Consider the following 20,494-nt stretch of genomic DNA (forward strand, 5'->3'; position numbering starts at 1 on the left):
CGGGCCGCGAGCGAACCGGAGCACCGAAGCCGCACAGCGACCTCAGTGGCCGAGCTCCTTGCGCGTGACTCGGCGCAGCCTGCGCCGCTGCCCGGGGTCGAGTGTCAGATAGGCCGCCGCCGGGACTCCGAGCACGATCAGCAGTGCGGCCCACCAGGGCAGCCAGATCAGCATGATGAGCCCGGCCGCCACACCTCCTGCGGCGATCTTCGCGTTCCTCGACATGTGTCGCCTCCTTCGCGGCTGGCGCCGCTCTCTGTCTGGGAAAACGGCATCGGGCTTCAGACGGTTCCTGATCGCGACCCTGAGAGACCCCTGAGTCGTCCCCCTACTGGATCCCGACTTCCGAGCCACTGGCCTTCACCCAGCGGCTCGTCGCATGTGAACTGCCCGCCGCGTCCGCGGCCTACTCGACCCGCAGGGGCTCGCCGACTTCGTACATGTGCCGCAGCACCTGACGGTAGGAGTCGACGAATCCGGCCTCCGTGTACGACATGCCCAGCGCGGCGCAGTGGGCGCGCACGACCGGCTGGGCGAGCCGCAGGTGGGGGCGGGGCATGCTGGGAAAGAGATGATGCTCGATCTGGTAGTTGAGCCCGCCGAGGAACCAGTCGGTGAGCGGGCCGCCGCGTATGTTGCGGGACGTGAGCACCTGACGGCTCAGATGGCCCCAGCGCTCGCCGTCCGGATCGGGCATTTCCATGCCCTTATGGTTGGGCGCGAACGCGAGTCCGAGGTGCAGGCCGAACAGCGCCTGATGGATGGCGGCGAAAGCGATCGCGTGGCCGAGGGGCATGGTGGCGAGCAGCAGTGTCACGTACCCCACCAGGTGGGCGACAAGAAGTGTCCCCTCCGCCACGCGTTCGCGCGGCGACTGCCGGCGCAGATCCTGGAAGCCGTAGATCTTCATGGCTATGCCTTGGAGGAGCGTCAGCGGGAAGAACAACCAGGCCTGGTTGCGGGTGAGCCAACGCCGGAAGCCCACCCGGACCTTCGCCTGCTTGCTGGTCCAGACGAGGACGTCCGCGGCGACGTCGGGGTCCTTCTCGATGTGGTTGGGGTTGGCGTGATGCCGGTTGTGCTTGTCGTTCCACCAGGCCGAGCTCATCCCGAGCAGCAGGTTGCCGTGTACGAGGCCGAGGACCCGACTGACGGACCGGTTGCCGGTGATCTGCGAATGTCCCGCGTCATGGCCGATGAAGGCGGTTCGGGCACACAGGACGGACAGGACAGGGGCGAGCAGCAGCACCCACCACGAAGCTCCGACGAAGAACATTCCGGTGCCCACGGCGACCAGCGCCAGGGCGTTGATCGCGATGGAGCGTGTGTACCAGCCGATTCGGCGGTCCAAGAGCCCCTGCTCTTTGACGGTGCGCAGGAGGGGCGCGAAATCGCTTCCGGCGGGCTGCTTGCCGACTATGGCTGGGGGCCGTTCCGCGACTGCTGCTGCGACCTGGGGCATGGATGGGTCTCCGGTATCCGTGACGGCGGGCTTGACGTGTCACAACGTACGGATCGGTCACCTGCGGCGACCATGGCGGCACCCCCCGTGTTCCATCGGGGGACAGCGCCTTCGGAGAGGGGGGTTGGCTACACCCCCTCCGCGCGAGGTGACCGGGATCACCACGCGCGGCCACTCGGAAAGCCCTGCACATGATGTACTCTCGGCCGCTCCGGTCCCAGTAGTCAAATTTGAGGAATGCGCCATCGCTGTGCACAAACTCCCTGTCGTCTCCCCCGACGAGATTTCTGAACTGTCGCGCTGTTCCGTTCTCTTCGTGCCCGCCGACCCTGCACGTGGCGGCCGGGTCGCCTTCTGGCGCCCGGATGGCACGCAGCCGCCTGCGGTCGTCGACGGCACCTTCGAGGAGCTGTCCATCGCCCTCCTGGTGGATGACGACGTCGAACTGAGTGCCGTGTCCGCGGTACTGCTGCCGGTTCGGGCCGCGTTGCCGGTCCTCACGCGCGCGCGTGCCGCATCGGGAACCCACCCGGCGGCTGCCTTCTGGGGGACGGCGGGGGTGCTCGCGCTACAGTTCGCCGCCCGCGGCCTGCTGTTGCCGGGACTATCGGCCACTGATCACGACTCCTGGCGCGCCGGCCCCTTGGGAGTACAGGATCTTCAGAGGCTGCGTGAGCTCGCCGCGGCGATGCCACCGGCCGCCCACGCCCTGCCGCTGGACGACGGCACACCGCTGCGGCTGCCCGAGCCGGAGCGACTGCTGCGACAGTTCCTCGATGCCGTGGCCGACACCCTGCCCCGCTCCCCCGCCGCCGCGCTGGCCGCGGGCGGGCCGGTCTTCGCGTCACCGGAGCCACAGCACGTGCCCGAGCAGCGGGCGTGGGCCGCGGACGTGGCGGCGGGGCACGACGCGGGAGTTCGGATCTCGCTGCGCGTGGAGATTCCCGGCCTCGTCTCGGTCACCGAGGACGGTACGCGGCTTCCCTTCCGTGCCGTTGTGCAACTGCACAGCGTCAGCGATCCCTCCCTGGTCGCGGACGCAGCCGAGGTGTGGGCAGGGGGCGGCTCGACCGCGCAGGTCTTCGGGTCGCGCTCTCGTATGGATGCCCTCCTGGCGCTGCGTCGCGCCACGCGCGCGTGGCCTCCGCTCGCCCCGCTGCTCTCGGCGACCGTGCCCGACGCGATCGAGCTCGCCGACGAGGAAGTCACCGAACTCCTCGGCGAAGGAGCCCGGATGCTCGCGGCCGCAGGCGTCGACGTGCACTGGCCGAAGGAACTGGCACGCAGTCTCACCGCGCGCGCCGTCATCGGCCCGCCGGACGACGAGCGGCACGGCGACGAGAAAATGCCGGACAAGCTGTCCTCCGACACGCCGTCGTTTCTCTCCGCCGATGCCCTGCTCGCCTTCAACTGGCGCTTCGCGCTGGGCGACCAGCAGCTGACGCGCGACGAACTGGACCGTCTCGCCGAGTCGAACCGCCCCGTGGTGCGCCTGCGCGACCAGTGGGTGCTGATCGACCCCGAGGAGGTCCGCCGCGCCCGCGACCAGCAGGACCGCAAGGTCACCCCGATCGACGCCCTCAGCGCCGCCCTGACGGGCACCACCGAGGTCGGGGGGCGATCCGTCGAGGTAGAGCCCACGGGGTGGCTCGCCACGCTGCGTGAGCGGCTCGCTGACCCCGAGGGCATGGAGCCCGTCGGCCAGCCCGAGGCACTCGCCGCGGAGCTCCGCGACTACCAGCTGCGCGGCCTCAACTGGCTGGCGCGGATGACCTCGCTCGGCCTCGGCGGCTGCCTCGCCGACGACATGGGTCTCGGCAAGACGATCACGCTGATCTCGCTGCACCTGCACCGTCAGACGCAGAAGGACGCCGCGGGCCCCACCCTGGTGGTCTGTCCGACGTCGCTGATGGGGAACTGGCAGCGAGAGATCGAGAAGTTCGCACCCGGCACGCGCATACGACGATTCCACGGGGCCCAGCGCAATCTGGAGGACCTGGCGGACGGCGAGTTCGTGCTCACGACCTACGGCACGATGCGGCTCGACACCGAGCGGCTGACACAGACCTCCTGGGGCATGGTCGTCGCCGATGAGGCGCAGCACGTCAAGAACCCGTACTCGGCGACCGCGAAGCAGCTGCGCGCCATCGGGGCACGCGCACGCGTGGCGCTCACCGGCACCCCCGTGGAGAACAACCTGTCCGAGTTGTGGGCCATCCTCGACTGGACCACCCCCGGCCTGCTCGGCAAACTCGGTGCCTTCCGCACTCGCTACGCCAAGGCGGTGGAGGACGGCGCGGATCCCGGCGCCGCCGAGCGGCTCGGGCAGCTCGTACGTCCGTTCCTGCTGCGCCGGCGCAAGTCGGATCCCGGGATCGCGCCCGAGCTGCCGCCGAAGACGGAGACCGACCGTGCCGTCTCGCTCAGCACGGAGCAGGCGGGCCTTTACGAAGCAGTGGTCCGAGAGACCCTCGCCGAGATCTCCGGAGCCGACGGTTTCGCGCGGCGCGGGTTGATCGTCAAGCTCCTGACCGGTCTCAAGCAGATCTGCAACCACCCCGCGCAGTACCTCAAGGAGGACAAGCCCCGGATTCCGGGCCGCTCCGGAAAGCTGGAGCTGCTCGACGAGTTGCTCGACACCATCCTCGCCGAGGAGGCGAGCGTGCTGGTCTTCACGCAGTACGTGCAGATGGCACGGCTCATCGAGCGGCACTTGGCGGACCGCGGTATCCCCTCGCAGTTCCTGCACGGCGGCACACCCGTCGCGGAGCGCGAAGCGATGGTGCAGCGCTTCCAGGACGGTGAGGTGCCGGTCTTCCTGCTGTCCTTGAAGGCGGCGGGAACGGGCTTGAACCTGACCCGTGCCGAGCACGTCGTGCACTACGACCGCTGGTGGAACCCCGCCGTCGAGGCACAGGCCACCGACCGTGCGTACCGCATCGGGCAGGCGCAGCCGGTGCAGGTGCACCGGCTGATCGCCGAGGGCACGATCGAGGACCGTATCGCCGACATGCTGTTGCGCAAGCGGGAGTTGGCCGACGCCGTCCTCGGTTCGGGTGAGAGCGGTCTCACCGAGCTGACCGACGCCGAACTGTCGGACCTGGTGGAGCTGCGAGGGGGCACGCGATGAGTGACATCCATGACGAGGCGTACGGGGCCGAGGACGGCCGCAAGCACGCCGACGGGGCTACGGACGAGCGTACTTTCGAGGCACTGCCGCCTCCGCACGGGCGGAGCTTCGCGCAGACCTGGTGGGGCCAGGCCTGGCTGAAGGCGCTGGAGGACACGGCCCTGGACAACGGTCAGCTCAAGGCCGGCCGTCGGCTCGCGCGTGCGGGTGCGGTGGGGGCGGTCTCTGTGCGGCCCGGCCGGATAACCGCGGTCGTCAAGGACCGCGACGGTACCCCGCACCGCTCCGATGTGCTGTTGCAGGAGCTGAGCCCGGAGGAGTGGGACCGCTTCTTGACGATGGCCATTGAGCGGGCCGGGCACATCGCGGCGCTCCTCGACCGCGACATGCCGCCGCACCTGGTGGAGGACTCCGCGGCGGCAGGCATCGAACTCCTGCCGGGCATCGGCGATCTGGAGCCCGAGTGCGACTGTGAGGCGTGGGACCACTGCGGGCACACGACCGCGCTCTGCTACCAGGTGGCGCGGCTGCTCGACCAGGACCCCTTCGTGCTCCTGCTGATGCGGGGCCGCGGGGAGCGTGAACTCCTCGACGAGCTGCACGAGCGCAGCGTTGCGCGGGCCGAGGCACCGGAGCCCCGCGAAGGGGCCGAGGACGGCGCTCCAGAGGGCGTCAGCGCCGCGCAGGCGTACGCGGACGGTGCCATCCTGCCGCCGCTGCCCGTCCTGCCCGCGTTGCCGCCCGAGCCGGGGCTGCCGCCGACCCTCGACACGGAGGCCGAGCCCGCGCAGGGGCTCGATGTGGCCGCCGTGGAGTTCCTGGCGGCGCAGGCGGCCGCCGAGGCGCACCGTCTGTTGGCCGACGCGCTCACTCCTGGTCATGAACAGCATGCCATCGAGGAGGAATTGACCGCGAGCGAGGACGCCGTACGCCTGGCCGCCGCCGCTCCGGGGCCCGCCGTCCAGGCCCGGCTCGCGACGGCGTCGGAACGCGGCCGTGACGGTCTCGCCCTCGCCGTACAGGCCTGGCGGTACGGGGGTCAGGCCGCGCTGCGTGTACTCGAAGAGAAGTGGACGCCCAAGGGCGACCCGCTGGCACGCGCGCGTGCCGCGCTGGAAGCGGCCTGGGAAGAGGGTGAGCGCCCACAACTGCGGGCGGCCCGCAATCGGTGGACCGTCGTCGGCTCGGACGCTCAGCTGCGCCACGGGCGGGACGGCCGTTGGTGGCCCTACCGCAAGGAGCGCGGCCGCTGGACCCCGGCGGGACCGGCCGCCCATGACCCGGCGACGGCTCTGGCCATGGCGAGCGGCAGCGAGTGACAAGGGCGTTCTCGGTCTGCGGGTGACGGGCCAGGCGGTTCGCTCGACCGCGCGGACGGCGTGCGGTGTTCTTGGAGAGCATGCCCCGCTCACCGGCGTGTTCGCGCCGGACGCCCGTACGCCGGGCACACCGGCAGCGCCTTCTGCCTCTCGCAGGAGGCGCCGTCGGCGCGTCTCCTGTCGTTCATCTGGCAGCTTCTTCCTGTTCTCGGCAGCGGCGAAGTCTGGCCGCTGTGACCGAACTCGTGCCCCAGAAGGCCCCGATGTCCCCGCACGCCTCCCGCAGGCGTCGCGTCCGCCGCTCCGTAGCCATCGGCATTCCGCTCGCCGTCGTGGCCGGGCTGGCGGTGGCAGGCACCGCGACCGGCAGTCAGGCGAGCGGGAGCCACAAGCAGGCGCGTATCACCGCAGCGGCCACCCTGGGAGACATCCCTCTCGGCGTTTTCAGCAACGCCCTGCTGCCGGGGACGGTGCGCGACGACCGCGGAGTGGATCTCGGCGGCATCGGCAGTGACCTCTACCCGGCCGGCCGCAAGGGCGAGTTCTGGACGGTCACGGACCGGGGGCCCAACGGCCAGATCAAGGTGGACGGCAAGAAGCGCCGCACCTTCCCGGTCCCCGGTTTCGACCCGGCCATCGTGAAGATCCGGGTCTCCGGGGACAAGGTGAAGGTCGTCTCCGCCCTGCCTCTCACGACGTCCTCAGGGAGGCCTGTCACGGGCCTGCCCAACCAGGAGGGGCGCGATGAGGCGCCGTACTCCTATGACGCGAGAACCTCGGTCACGTACGACCCGAACGGGCTGGACACCGAGGGCATCGTGCGGGCCGCCGATGGCAGCTTCTGGCTGGTCGATGAGTACGGACCCTCCCTGATCCATGTCTCCGCGCGCGGGAAGGTACTCAAGCGCTACGTCCCGCAGGGGCTGAAGCTGCGTGACGCCGGCTATCCGGTGGTCGAGGCGCTGCCCGGCGTTCTGCTGCACCGCAAGACGAACCGCGGCTTCGAAGGGCTCGCCCAGCTTCCCGGGGGCGATCTGGTGATGGCCGTGCAGAGTCCCCTGTCCTTGCCCGACGAGGACGCGGGCGAAGCGTCGCGCACGGCGCGATTGCTGCGCTTCTCGCCGAAGAAGCAGGCGGTTACCGCCGAGTACGCCTACCGGTTCGACGCGGTGGACATCGTCGATCCCGGTGAGGACGACACCTCGGAGTTGAAGATCTCCTCCGTGGTGGCCGTCGGCCGCGACCGACTGCTCGTACAGGAGCGCACCGACAAGGCCGCCAGGCTTCAGGCCGTCACACTGAACCACCGAGCTGACATCCTCGGCAGCAAGTGGGACAGGGCCACCACACGGCCCTCCTTGGAGCAGCTCGACGACCCCACGGCCTCCGGGGTGCCCGTCCTCGCCAAGCGTCTGGTCGTCGACCTGGGCGCTGTCAACGGCGTACCCGACAAGATCGAAGGCGTCGCCGCAGTCGACGGTCGCACGCTGGCCCTCATCAATGACAACGACTTCGGGATGAGGGACGGGGCGGAAGCGTTCGACAAGAACGGGCGTCTGGTGGACAGCGGCGTCGAGACCACCGTGACGTACGTGCGGCTGCCCCGGAAGCGCTGACGCAGCGCACACGGAGGGGCCGCGGGTGCGGTTCGGCCTGCTACGGATGTGATGACTCTGACGGCCACGCGGACCGCGAACAGTACGAACAGCCCGCTGCGCCGCCCTGAGGGCCCTTCCCGGCGGCGTGGACGGCGGCCGCCCCCAGCCACCGGAGGCGGCCCGCACCCGCCGCGGAACGCTCAGCCGCGCGTGCCCAGGAGATGGTCCATGGCGAGCTGGTCGAGGCGCTCGAAGGCCATGCCGCGCGCGGCGGCCGCCTCCACGTCGAAGGCCTCGCAGGCGCTCCGGTCGGCGAGCAGTCCGCTGAGCCCGTCCTCGGCCGTGGGGAGCGCCAGTTCGTCGAGGCGCGAGGCGTTCAGCGCGTCGCGCACCTCGGGGTCGGCGCGGAAAGCGGCCGCCCGCTCCCGCAGAATCAGGTAGTTGCGCATGCAGCCGGCGGCCGATGCCCACACCCCTTCATAGTCCTCCGTGCGGGGCGGCTTGAAGTCGAAGTGCCGCGGGCCCTCGTAACCGCCCCTCTCCAGGAGGTCGACCAGCCAGAAGGCGCTGCGCAGGTCACCGGCGCCGAACCGCAGGTCCTGGTCGTACTTGATGCCGGTCTGGCCGTTGAGGTCGATGTGGAAGAGCTTGTCCGCCCACAGCGCCTGCGCGATGGAGTGCGGGAAGTTCAGCCCCGCCATCTGTTCGTGGCCCACTTCGGGATTGACGCCGAACAGCTCGGGCTTCTCCAGGCGCTCGATGAAGGCCAGGGCGTGGCCAACGGTCGGCAGCAGGATGTCGCCTCGCGGCTCGTTCGGCTTCGGCTCGATCGCGAACCGCAGGTCGTAGCCCTGGGAGGTGACGTACTCGGCGAGGAGGTCGAAGGCCTCCTTCATCCGATCGAGCGCATCGCGCACATCCTTCGCGGCACCGGATTCCGCTCCCTCCCTGCCGCCCCACGCCACGTAGGTGCGCGCGCCCAACTCCACCGCCAGGTCGATGTTGCGGATCGTCTTGCGCAGCGCGTAGCGACGTACGTCGCGGTCGTTGGCGGTGAACGCGCCGTCCTTGAAGACGGGGTGCGTGAAGAGGTTCGTGGTCGCCATCGGTACGACCAGGCCTGTCGCGTCCAGCGCCTGCCGGAACCGCTTGATGTGGCCTTCGCGCTCCGTGTCGGACGACCCGAAGGGGATCAGGTCGTCATCGTGGAAGGTCACTCCGTAGGCACCCAGTTCGGCGAGGTGACGTACCGAGTCTGCGGGGTCGAGTGCGCCTCGGGTGGCGTCGCCGAACGGGTCACGGCCCTGCCAGCCTACGGTCCACAGGCCGAAGCTGAACTTGTCCTCAGGGGTGGGCTGGTAGTTCATGTACGGCTCCCTCACCTATTTCGTCATGGCGCTTTACAAATTAGTATCCGAGGGCGCCGCTGGGAAGGTCGGGGAGGAAACTCCGGGGCACACCCGGGGAGAGCCGCAGGAACGGAGACCCTTATGTCATCAGCGCCATCAGCCCAGGGACCCCTTGTCGTGGGTGTCGACACTTCCACGCAGTCCACCAAGGCCTTGGTCGTCGACGCGGCCACCGGGCAGGTCGTGGCAAGCGGCCAGGCGCCGCATCGGGTCACCACGGGCGAGGGACGCGAGAGCGACCCCCAGGAGTGGTGGGAAGCGCTCTGCGCGGCGCTGCGGCAGTGCGGTCCTCTCGCGCGGGAGGCCTCCGCGGTGTCAGTCGGCGGTCAGCAGCACGGACTGGTCACGCTGGGCAAGGACGGCAAGCCGGTGCGGCCGGCGCTCCTGTGGAACGACGTGCGTTCCGCCCCGCAGGCCCGGAGCCTCCTGGAGAGGCTCGGAGGCCCCAAGGAGTGGGCCGATCGGGTCGGCAGTGTGCCGGGGCCCTCCTTCACCGTGACGAAGTGGGCCTGGCTCGCCGAGCACGAGCCCGACGCCGCGCGCGCGACGGCCGCCGTTCGTCTGCCCCATGACTACCTCACCGAACGCCTCACAGGACTCGGCACGACCGATCGTGGCGACGTCTCGGGGACCGGATGGTGGGCGTCGGCATCGGAGACGTACGACGAGGAGATCCTCGGTATGGTCGGCCTCGACCCGGCGCTGCTGCCCCGCGTGGCACGCCCCGGTGAAGTCGTCGGCACCGTGCGAGGCGGCGCTGAACTGCCCTTCTCCAAAGGCACGCTGGTCGCCCCGGGCACCGGCGACAACGCGGCGGCCGCCATGGGGCTCGGGCTGCGCCCCGGCACCCCGGTGCTGAGCCTGGGCACCTCGGGCACGGTGTACGCGGTCTCGAAGCGCCGCCCCGCGGATCCGACCGGCACGGTGGCGGGCTTCGCCGACGCACGAGGCGCATGGCTGCCGCTGGCGTGCACCCTCAACTGCACGCTGGCCGTCGACCGGGTGGCGACGCTGCTGCGCCTGGACCGTGAAGAAGTGGCCCCGGGCGGCACGGTCACGCTCCTGCCGTACCTGGACGGCGAGCGGACGCCGGACCTCCCCCGCGCCACCGGGATGCTGCACGGCCTGCGGCACGACACGACGCCCGGACAGTTGTTGCAGGCCGCGTACGACGGGGCCGTGCACTCTCTGCTCGGCGCTCTCGACCTCGTCCTGGACACCGACGCCGACAGGTCGTCCCCGCTGCTGCTGATCGGGGGCGGAGCGCGTGGCGCGGCCTGGCAGCACACCGTACGTCGTCTCTCCGGCCGCGCTGTCCAGGTGCCCCAGGCCCAGGAACTGGTCGCGCTCGGTGCCGCCGCGCAGGCGGCGGGCATCCTGACCGGCGAGGACCCGAGCGCCATCGCACGGCGCTGGGGCACGGCCCAGGGGCCGGTACTCGACCCGGTGGAGAGGGACGAGGCGACGCTGTCGCGGATCTCCGGGGTACTCTCCGACGCGGCGCCGCTCATGGACAGGGCGCCCCATGGGGAGTGAGGGCTGACCGAGGCATGACCGCACCGCTGCACGACAAGCGCCCAGGAACATCGGGTGCGCGGCTGCCCGACACCCAGCACGGGATGCGCCGCCGCAACCTCTCCCGGGTGATGCACGCCGTCGCCGCGCACGGCCCGCTGTCCCGTGCGGCGGTGGCCTCCAGGATCGGGCTGACACGAGCCGCCGTCTCCACCCTCGTGGACGAATTGATCCGCTCCGGGCTTCTGGACGAGCTCGGCCCCGAGCGCCCCGGACGGGTGGGCCGCCCCGGGTCCGCCCTCGCGGTCAGCGCGCGCGGCCCGGTGGGCATCGGAGCCGAGGTCGGCGTCGACCATCTCGCCGTCTGCGCGGTCGACCTGCGAGGAGAGACCCGTGCGCGTGCCGTCCGGCGGGTTGGCAACCGTGGGCGGTCGCCCGAGCCGGTCCTCCGGGAACTCGCCGCCCTGGTGCGGCGGGTCTGCGACGACGCCCGAGGGGCGGGCATGACCCCGGCAGGTCTCGCGGTGGCCGTGCCGGGCCTCGTCGCCAGGGACACCCGCACGCTCGTGCGTGCGCCCAACCTCGGCTGGCACGACCTCGACCTCGAACCGTTGCTCCTCTCCGAGCTGCCGCTGACGGTGGACAACGAGGCCAACTTCGGCGCGCTCGCCGAGCTGTGGCTCGGCGACGGCATACCGGAGGACTTCCTCCACGTCTCGGCGGAGATCGGCATCGGCGCCGCGCTCGTCGTCGACGGCCGGCTGCTGCGCGGGACACGGGGCTTCGCGGGAGAGCTGGGGCACATACCGGTGTGTGCCGAGGGGCCGCCCTGTCCCTGCGGGGGCCGTGGCTGTCTGGAGCAGTACGCGGGAGAGGTGGCGGTGCTCCGAGCGGCGGGGCTGGAGCCCGGCGAGGACCGGCTCGGACTCCTTGCCGAGCGGGCTGCCGCGGGCGACAAGGCGGTACGCCGGGCCCTGCGTGGTGCGGGCACTGCCATGGGCATCGCGCTCACCGGGGCCGTCAATCTCCTGGATCCCGAGGCCGTGGTTCTCGGCGGGGCGCTGTCCCGCCTGGCGCCCTGGCTGCTGCCGTCGCTGGAGCGGGAGTTGACGGGCCGGACCGGGGGCCGGGCCTGCGGGGTCACCGTGTCGGGGCTCGGGCCGGACGGGCCCTTGCTGGGCGCGGCGCACTCGGTGGTGCGGGCCGTGCTGGATGATCCGGTGGGAGTCGGCGCGGCGGGGTAGGCGGGTGCGGGCGACACGACGCCACGCCGAGACCGGCGAGTTCACGCGAGCCGCGTGCCGCATTGCCCGGCGGAACACCGCGGGGCCGGCGCGCCGGGCGGGCCGAAGTGAAGCCTTTTGAACCCCTCCTCTCCCCCGTTCGAGTGGCCGAGATTTCCACAATCACGCCGCCGTGCACAGATCCGAGCCGCGCCCTTCCGCCCCAACCAGGCAGCGCCGTAACGTAATTCACACGAGACGCCATCGGGCTGCGGTCCTCCCCAGTGCAGCGCGCCAGTCCAGCCATTCCCCTCCACCGAGAGGCAGGTCAGTCATGGATGGAACGAGACGTTTCCCGAGTCGGCGCCGACTGCTCCAGGGCGCGGTCGCCGCCGCCGTTCCGGCGGCGCTCGTGACCGCGAACCGCGCGACCGCCGCCCAGGCCCAGGCGGTCGACTACCCCCTGGCCGAGTGGATCCCGGCCAGCACTTCCAACTACACGGCCGCCAACCGTCCCAGCACCTATCCCATCGACTACGTGGTCATCCACGTCACCCAGGAGACCTACGCGGACACGCTCGCCATCTTCCAGGACCCGGCGAGGAAGGTCTCGTCCCACTACGTGGTGCGTTCCAGGGACGGCCACATCGCCCAGTGTGTCCGTGACCGCAACGTCGGCTGGCACGCGGGGAATTGGACCTACAACACGCGCAGCATCGGCATCGAGCACGAAGGGTGGGTCGACAAGCCGCAGTACTTCACCAACGCGATGTACGAGCAGTCCGCAGCGCTGACAGCGGCGATCTGCTCGAAGTACGGCATCCCCATGGATCGTGAGCACATCATCGGGCACCACCAGGTCCCCGGCTCGGACCATACGGATCCCGGTCCGTACTGGGACTGGTCGCGCTACATACGCCTCGTCAACTTCGCCTGAGAGACGGCTTCAACCGCAGCGGTCCAAGGCAGGGGGTTTCGCCCGTCGCGGCACGCTTGTCGGTCACCGTTCCCGGCGCGACGATGACACCACCGCACCGCCGTTCCGGGAGGCCGAGTTGACCGATCCATGGGTGGCTCTTGAGCCGGGAGCAGATCCCACCGAGCGGGTGCGGGTGCTGCGCCGGGCGCACGAGAGGTTCACCGCCGCCGGGACGGTGTCACGCCCGGTGCGTCCGGTCGTCGCCGACTCATGGCGGAGATCGGCCAGGGCCCGCGTCAGCCCGGAGGGCGTCGGGGCCGCGGTGGAGCTGGCCGACGGCGACCTGGGGGCGTACCGGGCGGAGCATCCACTGGCGCGGGTGATGCCCCTGTTCCGGGAGTTGATGGGCACCTTCGCGACAGACGGGGAGCACCTTCTCGCCGTGTGTGACGCGCAAGGCAGGCTGTTGTGGGTCGAGGGTCACGCGACGGCGCGACAGCGCGCGGGGCTGATGAACTTCGTACCGGGTGCGCGGTGGGCGGAATCCTCCGTGGGGACCAACGCCCCGGGGACGGCAGTCGCCGTGGACCGGCCCGTTCAGGTCTTCGCCACCGAGCACTTCATGCGGGGCGTACAGCCGTGGACGTGTGCGGCGGCACCGGTGCACGACCCGCGTACCGGGAGGCTCATCGGGGCGGTCGACATCACCGGCGGGGACGGGCTCGCGCACCCGCACAGCCTCGCCTTCGTCCAGGCGGTGGCGAGGGCCGCGGAGTCCCAACTCGCGTTGCTCGCGCCGCCGGCAAAGGGCGGGGAGACGGTGGAGATATCGGCGCTGGGCAGGGACGAAGCGCTGCTTGTGGTGGGCGGGCACAAGGTGCGGCTCAGTCGTAGGCACAGCGAGATCGTCGTGTTGCTCGCCCGTCACCCGGAGGGGCTGAGCGGGGACGAATTGCTGTATGCGCTGTACGAGGACGAGTCGGTGCCGCAGGTGACGTTGCGGGCGGAGTTGGCTCGGCTCAGGCGTGTGCTCGGGGCGGAGTTGCTGCGGTCGCGTCCGTATCGCCTGGCGGGGCCTGTCGAGTGCGATGTCGACATGGTCGAGCGTCGGCTGGCGGCTGGTGCGGTGGCGGGGGCAGCCGCCGCGTACGCCGGTCCGCTGTTGCCGCAGTCTCAGGCGCCCGCGCTGGTGCGACTGCGCCGTAGGCTCGCCGATCAGTTGCGGGCGGCGCTGGTCGATCGCGGCGACGCCGACCTGCTGGCGGACTGGGCGCATGCCCCCTGGGGCGAGGACGACCTGGTGGTGTGGCGGGCGCTGGCCGAGCTGCGCTCCACGCCTCCCGTTCTGGCGCGCCTGCGCGCACTCGACAGCGAGCTGGCCGTGGCCGGGCAAGGCTCCGAGCAACGGTACTGAGGCAGACTCCGGCAACCGGCCCCGGGGGAACTCCCGCAACCGTGCCCGGGGGAACTCCGACGACCGTGCTGCGGGACACATCCGTAACTGTGCCCGGGGGAACTCCCACGACCGTACTGCCGGACACATCCGCAACCGTGCCCGGGGGAACTCCCGCAACCGCACTGCGAGACACTTCCGCGACCGTGCTGCGGGGGACTCCCGCAACGTACATGCAACGTCCGTGGTCCTAGCCTCCGGGCGAGAGCTGCCCGACGGTGGGCAGTCTTCCCCGGGAGGCCAGCCAAAATGACCCGTTACGCAGCGCCCGGCACCGAGGGCGCGATCGTCGACTTCCAGTCGCGCTACGACCACTTCATCGGCGGCGAGTACGTGGCTCCCGCGCGTGGGCAGTACTTCGAGAACCCGAGCCCGATCACCGGGCAGACCTTCACGGAGATCGCCCGGGGCACCGCCGAGGACGTCGAGCGTGCCCTCGACGCGGCGCACGCGGCCGCGCCCGCCTGGGGCCGGGCGTCCGTCGCCGAGCGGGCGGACGTCCTGCGGAAGATCGCCGACCGGATGGAGGCCAACCTCGAACAGCTCGCGGTGGCCGAGAGCTGGGAGAACGGCAAGCCGATCCGCGAGACGCTGGCTGCGGACATTCCTCTCGCCATCGACCACTTCCGCTACTTCGCCGGAGTCATCCGCGCGCAGGAGGGGTCGCTGAGCGAACTCGACGAGGAGACCATCGCGTACCACTTCCATGAGCCGCTCGGCGTCGTCGCGCAGATCATCCCGTGGAACTTCCCGATCCTCATGGCGACATGGAAGCTGGCACCGGCGCTGGCCGCCGGAAACGCGGTCGTTCTGAAGCCCGCCGAGCAGACGCCTGCCTCCATCCACTACTGGATGAGCCTGGTCGCCGACCTGCTGCCGCCCGGTGTGGTCAACATCGTCAACGGTTTCGGTGTCGAGGCGGGCAAGCCGTTGGCGTCGAGTCCGCGCGTCGCGAAGGTCGCGTTCACCGGGGAGACCACCACGGGCCGGCTGATCATGCAGTACGCCTCGGAGAACATCAAGCCGGTGACGTTGGAGTTGGGCGGCAAGTCGCCGAACATCTTCTTCGACGACGTGTGGGCCGCCAACGACGACTTCCGCGACAAGGCGCTCGAAGGCTTCACGATGTTCGCGCTCAATCAGGGTGAGGTCTGCACCTGCCCCTCACGGGCACTGGTGCAGCGCGGCCACTACAGCGATTTCCTCGATGCGGCGATCGCCCGCACCGAGCAGATCAAGGCGGGGCATCCGCTCGACACCGACACCATGATCGGCGCGCAGGCCTCCAACGACCAGTTGGAGAAGATCCTGTCCTACCTGGACATCGGTCAGCAGGAGGGGGCCACGGTCCTGACAGGCGGGCAGCGCATCGAGTACGACGGGGAGTTGGCGGGCGGCTACTACGTCCAGCCGACCATCTTCGAGGGCGACAACCGCATGCGGATCTTCCAGGAGGAGATCTTCGGCCCGGTCGTCTCGGTCGCGTCGTTCAACGACTTCGACGACGCCATCAAGATCGCGAACGACACGCTGTACGGGCTGGGGGCCGGGGTCTGGACGCGGGACCTCAACACCGCGTACCGGGCGGGCCGTGCTATCCAGGCGGGCCGTGTCTGGACGAACTGCTACCACGCGTATCCGGCGCACGCGGCGTTCGGTGGTTACAAGCAGTCGGGCATCGGTCGCGAGACGCACAAGATGATGCTGGAGCACTACCAGCAGACGAAGAACCTTCTGGTGTCGTACTCGCCGCAGAAGCTCGGCTTCTTCTAGGGGCACAAAAAGGCGCCTGACCTGGGCTTTTGCTCGTCAGATGCCTTCCCTTCGACTCGCTCAGCGCGTGCCCTGCCGACCTGATCCCGAATGCCACAGACCTCGATGCCTTTAATGCCGCCTACCGGCGGGCCAAGCAGCAGCAGGCGGTGTACGTCGCGGTCGAGCGCCAGGGCCCTTGGCGGACGGCGAAGGCGGACACGCGCCGCCGTCGGCCACCCGGTCGACGACAGCGTGTACGACGCCGTCCGCAACGCGGTGATCCGGTTGATCCGCTCGCGCCAGGTCCGCCCGGACTCCTGCGCCGTCCGGTGTACTTCGTGCTGTACGACATCGACGGTGAGCAGCGGGCCCGCAAGCCGGCCACCGCCTTGCACGCCGCCCTGTACGCCGAGCTCGGTCCCTGCCCCGGGTTGTTCCCGAAACCTCTGCCTGACCTGCGGCCCCCGCCGTCTCGCCGCACTGCCCGCCCGGACGGCGGAGCGACGTTATACATAGGAGATGGCGACCTTCGTACGCATTTCACGGCGGCGGCGACAGCGGCTGGGCCTGGCATCTTCTCGAAGCCGAGCTGCGTGCGCTGGGGCATGAAACGGTGGCCCCGGACCTGCCGTCGGAGCAGCCTTCTGCGGGGTTTGCCGGTCATGCCGATGCCGTCGTCGGGCCATCGGCGGGCGGCGGGGTCTCGTGGTTGTCGGCCAGTCCTACGGCGCCTTCACCGCACCGCTGGTGGCCGACCGGCTCTCGGCCAGCCACCTGGTCCTGCTGGCCGGGATGATCCCGGCCCCCGGGGGAGCGGCCGGACGATTGGAGGGAGACGACCGGCTGCAAGCGGGCCGGGGATGCTGCGGGCCTGTCTGCCATCGAGGACCTATTCGAGAGCTTCTACCACGATGTTCCGCGCGGCCTGGCCGGACGTGCCCACGAAGTTCATCGTGTGCGAGGACGACCGCTTCTTCCCGCCCGAGTTCTTCCGTGGCCTTGCGCGAGCGCGCCTCGGCATCGTGCCCGACGAGATCGGCGGCGGTCACTGTGTCGCGCTCAGCAGGTCGAAGGAGCTGGCGGACCTGCTGGTGGGATACCGCCGCGGGAAACCGCCAACAGAGGGCGATCAGTGCATGGCACAGCGGTGTGCCAGCACGAACACGTAAAGGCACCGAACACCGCCGTGCCTGTGACCAGGGCGCCTACTCTTCCACGTCATCGGTCGTGGTCGACATATGAGATGGTGCGGACTTGGCTCGCTCGTGCGTGACCTTGCTGCCGGGCCGGCGTTGAGCTGGGATACACGTGCTGTCGCCTGTCCGTCTCGGGTTCGTGTGATGGTCCTGGTTCTCGACCCCTCCTCCCGGGCGAGGGCCGTTGTCCGTTCCACTGGTGCAATCCCAGCGCCGGTTCACCGCCAACGCCGCCCAAGAGCTGCGCACCCCCTCTGGCCATCCAGCGCACCGCGATCGAAGTCGGACCCACCGACCCCGACCCACGACGCGTCGCCCGAACCGGTGCCGACATGCTCACCGTCGTACGCCGCTCCGAGCACCTCATCGAGTCCCTGCTGCTGTCCACCAGCGATCAGAGACTGGAACACTACGCGGACGTGCCACTGCACGACGTGGTCCGGCAAGTCCTCGCCGAAGTGAAGACCGACGACCCCAGGCTCACCGCCAAGATCGAACCGGTGACCGTCCGCGGTGACAGCATTCTCCTCGCCCACTTGGTGGGCAACCTCCAGAATCCGTCTCCCGACTCCTGGAACCCTTCCAACGCCGCCAGGCCCGCAGCCACCAGACCGGCGAAGGAGTCGGCCTCGGCCTGGCCATAGTGACCTCGATCGCTCACGCTCACGCCGCAACCATGCATGTACGAGCCACCAACGTGCTCGAACCGGCAATCAAGTTCGTGCCCAACAGCCATGGTCACGAAGCTGCAGCCGGGCCCGGGCCGTCAGCCGGCTTCGTCCACTTCAAGGGACGCCAGGAGAACCCCACATCGGAACCACGATTCAGAACTGCCCCTGCCGGCCTCGCTGCTCCTCCAGGACCAGCGAGGTGGCGACAGGACCAAAGCGTTGTCCCGGTACGGGAGGGACCCAATCCCTCGCACAGGGCGACGTGGTCCATGAAGAGCAAGGCGGATGTAGGGTCCGCTACTTCGTTGGCCCTGATCCCTGCGGAAACGCGTTTTCCGGACACGGCGAGCATCGACGGTGTCTGTGGATGGTGAGCATTGATGGCGCCTCCATGGCCGAGTTGTTTACGACGAGTGAGGCATCTATGGCCTTGAGGATCCCCGGTTTCCTGACTGGGGATCTGCGGCTGTGCAGGACGGGAGCCGCGCTTCACACGTGCCGCCTTCGGAGCCCGGGGGCGGTCCGACTCATACCCGGGCGTGTGCCCAGTGGACGGTCTGAAGGGTGAAGGCGCGGGCTGCGGCGCTTTGGTAGGTGCTGTCGCGGCGCAGGAGCGTGACGGTGCGGGTAGGGAGTGCGGGGGTGAGGGGGATGGGCGTCAGGTGGGGGTGTTCGTGGGTGATTGCGTCGGGCAGGACGGTGGCGAGCCGGGTGCGCGCCACGATTTCGGTGAGGGCGCTGATGGAGTTGGCCTCCAGTGCGATGCGCGGCTGCACGTGGTGGTCGGCGAAGTGCTGGTCGATGTGCCGTCGGGTGGCGAAGTCGCCGCTGAGCAGCGCGAGATGGCGTTCGCCGAGGTCGGTGACCGGCATGGGTCCGGGTGCGCCGGTGTCGGGGTGGTGGGGGCCGACGACGAGGCTGAGGGATTCGGTGAACAGTGCGGTGGCCTCGATGCCCGGGAGGTGGTTGCCGGCGAAGGCGATGCCGAGATCGAGCCGGTCGGCGAGCAGGTCGGCTTCGATGCGGTCCTGGGTCATCTCGCGTACATCCAGGCTGATGCCGGGATGGCGGGTGTGGAAAGCGGAGATCACAGGGCCGGTGAGGTAGGCGGTGAAGGTGGGGGTGACGGCGAGGCGCAGGCGTCCGCGGGAGAGGTCCTGGACATCCAGCACCGCCCGTTCACCGGCCGCGAGGTCCCGTAGGGCGCGCTGGGCGTAGTGGGCGTAGGCGGTCCCGGCGTCGGTGAGGCGTACGGTGCGGCCGGTGCGGTCCAGCAGCTGGACGCCCAGGGCCTTCTCCAGCTGTCGGATCTGCTGCGACAACGTGGGCTGGGAGATCCGCAGCTCTTCGGCGGCGCGGGTGAAATTGGCGTGCTCGGCGACGGCGAGAAAGTAGCGCAGATGACGCAGTTCCGGCTTCATGACCCCAACTATAGATGTGACCGATAGATGTCAGTGGTAGTGAGTCTTGGACACTATAGGTGCAGGTCGTGGACAGTGAATGACGTCGGCCCCCACCGGCACACCCGATCGAAGGGAGTACGGGTCATGCGTCATCTCGCCCAGGGAATCGACCGCTTCCAGCGGGAGATCTTCCCCGCCAAGGCCGGGCTCTTCGCCCACTTGGGCACTGCCCACCAGCCCGGCACGCTGTTCATCAGCTGCTCCGACGCCCGCGTCGTCCCCGAGCTGATCACCCAGTCCGACCCCGGCGAGCTGTTCGTCATCCGCACCGCCGGTAACCTCGTCCCTGCCTACACCCCCGGCGCCGACGGTGTGGCCGCGAGCATCGAGTACGCGGTCGCCGTCCTGGGCGTGAAGGACGTCATCGTCTGTGGGCACTCCGCCTGCGGCGCCATGACCGCCCTCGCCGAGGGCCACGACCTGACCGGCGCCCCGGCCATTGCCGACTGGCTGCGCCACGCGGACGCCTCCCAGGCCCGCGCCATCGCCCCCTCGGCTGGCGAGGACAAGGTCTCAGCCCTGGTACGGCAGAACGTCGCCGCCCAGCTGACGAACCTGGCCACTCACCCCTCAGTGGCCCGCGCCATGGCCGAAGGCAGCGTGCGGCTGCACGGCTGGGTGTTCGACATCCCCACCGGCACCGTCGAGGAACTCCACGACGCGCCCCAGACCCTCGCGGCCTGACCCAGCCCCTGTTGATCTCGTCCGGGCACCTTCGCCCGGACTCCCACGTATTTGCCGCCCCTCCTCATGGGGACGGCACCCACTGGAAAGGAACCGCCTCTCATGGTGCACGCCCAGTTCGACAACAGCGCCCGTCAGCAGCTCGCGATCGCCTCGGTCGAGGCCAAGACCCGCCGTGGCCTCTCCTGGCAGCAGATCGCCGACGCAGCCGGCCTGTCAGTCGCGTACGTCACCGCCGCCGTCCTCGGCCAGCACGCCCTGCCCGAGAAGTCCGCGAAGGCCGTCGCCGCGCTCCTTGGCCTGGACGACGACGCGGTGATGCTGCTGCAGACCATTCCCACCCGCGGCTCCATCGAGGGCGGCATCCCGACCGACCCGACGATCTACCGTTTCTACGAGATGCTCCAGGTCTACGGCACCACCCTCAAGGCCCTGGTCCACGAGCAGTTCGGCGACGGCATCATCTCCGCGATCAACTTCAAGCTCGACGTGAAGAAGGTCGCCGACCCCGAGGGCGGCGAGCGCGCCGTCATCACCCTCGACGGCAAGTACCTGCCCACCAAGCCCTTCTGAGGCAACCCGCAGGACAGCACAACCCGGTGCGGGCCCGGACCACCACGTCCCCGGGCCCGCACCGGCCCCTCCCCCATTTCCTCGCGGCCCGCCGCCGACGCCGAAACGGCACGCGCGCGCCCCT

16 protein-coding genes are annotated in these 20,494 nt (G+C 70.0%); 12 read left to right on the forward strand and 4 right to left on the reverse strand.

Annotated elements, in window-relative coordinates; translation table 11 throughout:
* Positions 1–42: 42 nt before the first annotated feature.
* Both KKZ08_RS03315 and KKZ08_RS03320 read right to left on the reverse strand, forming a co-directional pair.
* Positions 43–225 carry a hypothetical protein gene (locus KKZ08_RS03315; RefSeq protein ID WP_223772996.1) on the reverse strand — a complete coding sequence of 61 codons (183 nt, stop codon included), beginning with the start codon at positions 223–225 and terminating at the stop codon, positions 43–45.
* A 181-nt stretch (positions 226–406) separates the two neighbouring features.
* Positions 407–1,462: an acyl-CoA desaturase gene (locus KKZ08_RS03320; RefSeq protein ID WP_223772997.1), complete on the reverse strand. Its 1,056-nt coding sequence runs from the start codon at positions 1,460–1,462 to the stop codon at positions 407–409.
* A gap of 250 nt (positions 1,463–1,712) precedes the next feature.
* Here KKZ08_RS03320 and KKZ08_RS03325 point away from each other — a divergent pair, with 250 nt between their 5' ends.
* From KKZ08_RS03325 to KKZ08_RS03335, 3 genes are all read left to right on the forward strand, one after another.
* The gene (locus tag KKZ08_RS03325; RefSeq protein WP_223772998.1) at positions 1,713–4,592 is read left to right on the forward strand and encodes a DEAD/DEAH box helicase; all 2,880 of its coding nucleotides are present in this window, start codon (positions 1,713–1,715) and stop codon (positions 4,590–4,592) included.
* Entirely contained in the window at positions 4,589–5,911 is a 1,323-nt protein-coding gene (locus tag KKZ08_RS03330; protein WP_223772999.1) for an SWF or SNF family helicase, read from the forward strand. The genes KKZ08_RS03325 and KKZ08_RS03330 overlap by 4 nt, the downstream gene beginning before the upstream one ends.
* A gap of 263 nt (positions 5,912–6,174) precedes the next feature.
* Positions 6,175–7,527: an esterase-like activity of phytase family protein gene (locus tag KKZ08_RS03335; protein ID WP_223778890.1), complete on the forward strand. Its 1,353-nt coding sequence runs from the start codon at positions 6,175–6,177 to the stop codon at positions 7,525–7,527.
* 182 nt (positions 7,528–7,709) lie between these two features.
* Here the strand turns inward: KKZ08_RS03335 and xylA are convergent, their stop codons facing one another.
* Complete coding sequence (gene xylA, locus KKZ08_RS03340) at positions 7,710–8,876, reverse strand: xylose isomerase (RefSeq protein WP_223773000.1); 1,167 nt, start codon at positions 8,874–8,876, stop codon at positions 7,710–7,712.
* Positions 8,877–8,999: 123 nt separating this feature from the next.
* Here xylA and xylB point away from each other — a divergent pair, with 123 nt between their 5' ends.
* The 7 genes from xylB to KKZ08_RS03375 all read left to right on the forward strand — a co-directional run bounded on the left by xylB (position 9,000) and on the right by KKZ08_RS03375 (position 17,623).
* Positions 9,000–10,454 (forward strand): xylulokinase, encoded by a 1,455-nt coding sequence (gene xylB / locus KKZ08_RS03345; RefSeq protein ID WP_223773001.1) that lies wholly within the window; start codon positions 9,000–9,002, stop codon positions 10,452–10,454.
* A 14-nt stretch (positions 10,455–10,468) separates the two neighbouring features.
* Positions 10,469–11,677: an ROK family transcriptional regulator gene (locus tag KKZ08_RS03350; RefSeq protein WP_223773002.1), complete on the forward strand. Its 1,209-nt coding sequence runs from the start codon at positions 10,469–10,471 to the stop codon at positions 11,675–11,677.
* A 313-nt stretch (positions 11,678–11,990) separates the two neighbouring features.
* A complete protein-coding gene (locus tag KKZ08_RS03355; protein WP_223773003.1) occupies positions 11,991–12,593 on the forward strand; it encodes a peptidoglycan recognition family protein in 603 nt (200 codons plus the stop codon).
* Positions 12,594–12,711: 118 nt separating this feature from the next.
* Positions 12,712–13,989, forward strand: coding sequence for a GAF domain-containing protein (locus KKZ08_RS03360; RefSeq protein WP_223773004.1), 1,278 nt, complete (start codon positions 12,712–12,714; stop codon positions 13,987–13,989).
* Positions 13,990–14,277: 288 nt separating this feature from the next.
* Positions 14,278–15,801 carry an aldehyde dehydrogenase family protein gene (locus KKZ08_RS03365; RefSeq protein WP_223773005.1) on the forward strand — a complete coding sequence of 508 codons (1,524 nt, stop codon included), beginning with the start codon at positions 14,278–14,280 and terminating at the stop codon, positions 15,799–15,801.
* An 893-nt stretch (positions 15,802–16,694) separates the two neighbouring features.
* A complete protein-coding gene (locus tag KKZ08_RS03370; RefSeq protein ID WP_223773006.1) occupies positions 16,695–16,952 on the forward strand; it encodes an alpha/beta hydrolase in 258 nt (85 codons plus the stop codon).
* 359 nt (positions 16,953–17,311) lie between these two features.
* Positions 17,312–17,623 (forward strand): hypothetical protein, encoded by a 312-nt coding sequence (locus tag KKZ08_RS03375; RefSeq protein ID WP_223773007.1) that lies wholly within the window; start codon positions 17,312–17,314, stop codon positions 17,621–17,623.
* A gap of 554 nt (positions 17,624–18,177) precedes the next feature.
* On the opposite strand, the gene cynR is transcribed toward KKZ08_RS03375, so the two are convergent.
* Positions 18,178–19,071, reverse strand: coding sequence for a transcriptional regulator CynR (gene cynR, locus KKZ08_RS03380; protein ID WP_223773008.1), 894 nt, complete (start codon positions 19,069–19,071; stop codon positions 18,178–18,180).
* A 126-nt stretch (positions 19,072–19,197) separates the two neighbouring features.
* On the opposite strand from cynR, the gene KKZ08_RS03385 reads away from it, so the two are divergent.
* Together KKZ08_RS03385 and cynS are read left to right on the forward strand one after the other, a co-directional pair.
* On the forward strand, positions 19,198–19,797 hold the full coding sequence (locus KKZ08_RS03385) for a carbonic anhydrase (protein WP_223773009.1): 600 nt from the start codon (positions 19,198–19,200) through the stop codon (positions 19,795–19,797).
* Between the two features lie 102 nt (positions 19,798–19,899).
* On the forward strand, positions 19,900–20,370 hold the full coding sequence (gene cynS / locus KKZ08_RS03390; RefSeq protein WP_223773010.1) for a cyanase: 471 nt from the start codon (positions 19,900–19,902) through the stop codon (positions 20,368–20,370).
* The last annotated feature ends 124 nt before the right edge of the window (positions 20,371–20,494 follow it).

Source organism: Streptomyces sp. 135 (genome assembly GCF_020026305.1).
In the GTDB taxonomy this organism is placed as follows: Bacteria; Actinomycetota; Actinomycetes; order Streptomycetales; family Streptomycetaceae; genus Streptomyces.

Bases quoted from the DNA above. Each gene is read 5' to 3' on its own strand.
- KKZ08_RS03330 (WP_223772999.1), top strand. From the start codon at position 4,589: ATGAGTGACATCCATGACGAGGCGTACGGGGCCGAGGACGGCCGCAAG.
- cynR (WP_223773008.1), bottom strand. From the start codon at position 19,071: ATGAAGCCGGAACTGCGTCATCTGCGCTACTTTCTCGCCGTCGCCGAG.
- KKZ08_RS03350 (WP_223773002.1), top strand. From the start codon at position 10,469: ATGACCGCACCGCTGCACGACAAGCGCCCAGGAACATCGGGTGCGCGG.
- cynS (WP_223773010.1), top strand. From the start codon at position 19,900: ATGGTGCACGCCCAGTTCGACAACAGCGCCCGTCAGCAGCTCGCGATC.
- xylA (WP_223773000.1), bottom strand. From the start codon at position 8,876: ATGAACTACCAGCCCACCCCTGAGGACAAGTTCAGCTTCGGCCTGTGG.
- KKZ08_RS03375 (WP_223773007.1), top strand. From the start codon at position 17,312: ATGCTCACCGTCGTACGCCGCTCCGAGCACCTCATCGAGTCCCTGCTG.
- KKZ08_RS03365 (WP_223773005.1), top strand. From the start codon at position 14,278: ATGACCCGTTACGCAGCGCCCGGCACCGAGGGCGCGATCGTCGACTTC.
- KKZ08_RS03370 (WP_223773006.1), top strand. From the start codon at position 16,695: ATGTTCCGCGCGGCCTGGCCGGACGTGCCCACGAAGTTCATCGTGTGC.
- KKZ08_RS03385 (WP_223773009.1), top strand. From the start codon at position 19,198: ATGCGTCATCTCGCCCAGGGAATCGACCGCTTCCAGCGGGAGATCTTC.
- KKZ08_RS03320 (WP_223772997.1), bottom strand. From the start codon at position 1,462: ATGCCCCAGGTCGCAGCAGCAGTCGCGGAACGGCCCCCAGCCATAGTC.
- KKZ08_RS03315 (WP_223772996.1), bottom strand. From the start codon at position 225: ATGTCGAGGAACGCGAAGATCGCCGCAGGAGGTGTGGCGGCCGGGCTC.
- xylB (WP_223773001.1), top strand. From the start codon at position 9,000: ATGTCATCAGCGCCATCAGCCCAGGGACCCCTTGTCGTGGGTGTCGAC.
- KKZ08_RS03335 (WP_223778890.1), top strand. From the start codon at position 6,175: ATGTCCCCGCACGCCTCCCGCAGGCGTCGCGTCCGCCGCTCCGTAGCC.
- KKZ08_RS03355 (WP_223773003.1), top strand. From the start codon at position 11,991: ATGGATGGAACGAGACGTTTCCCGAGTCGGCGCCGACTGCTCCAGGGC.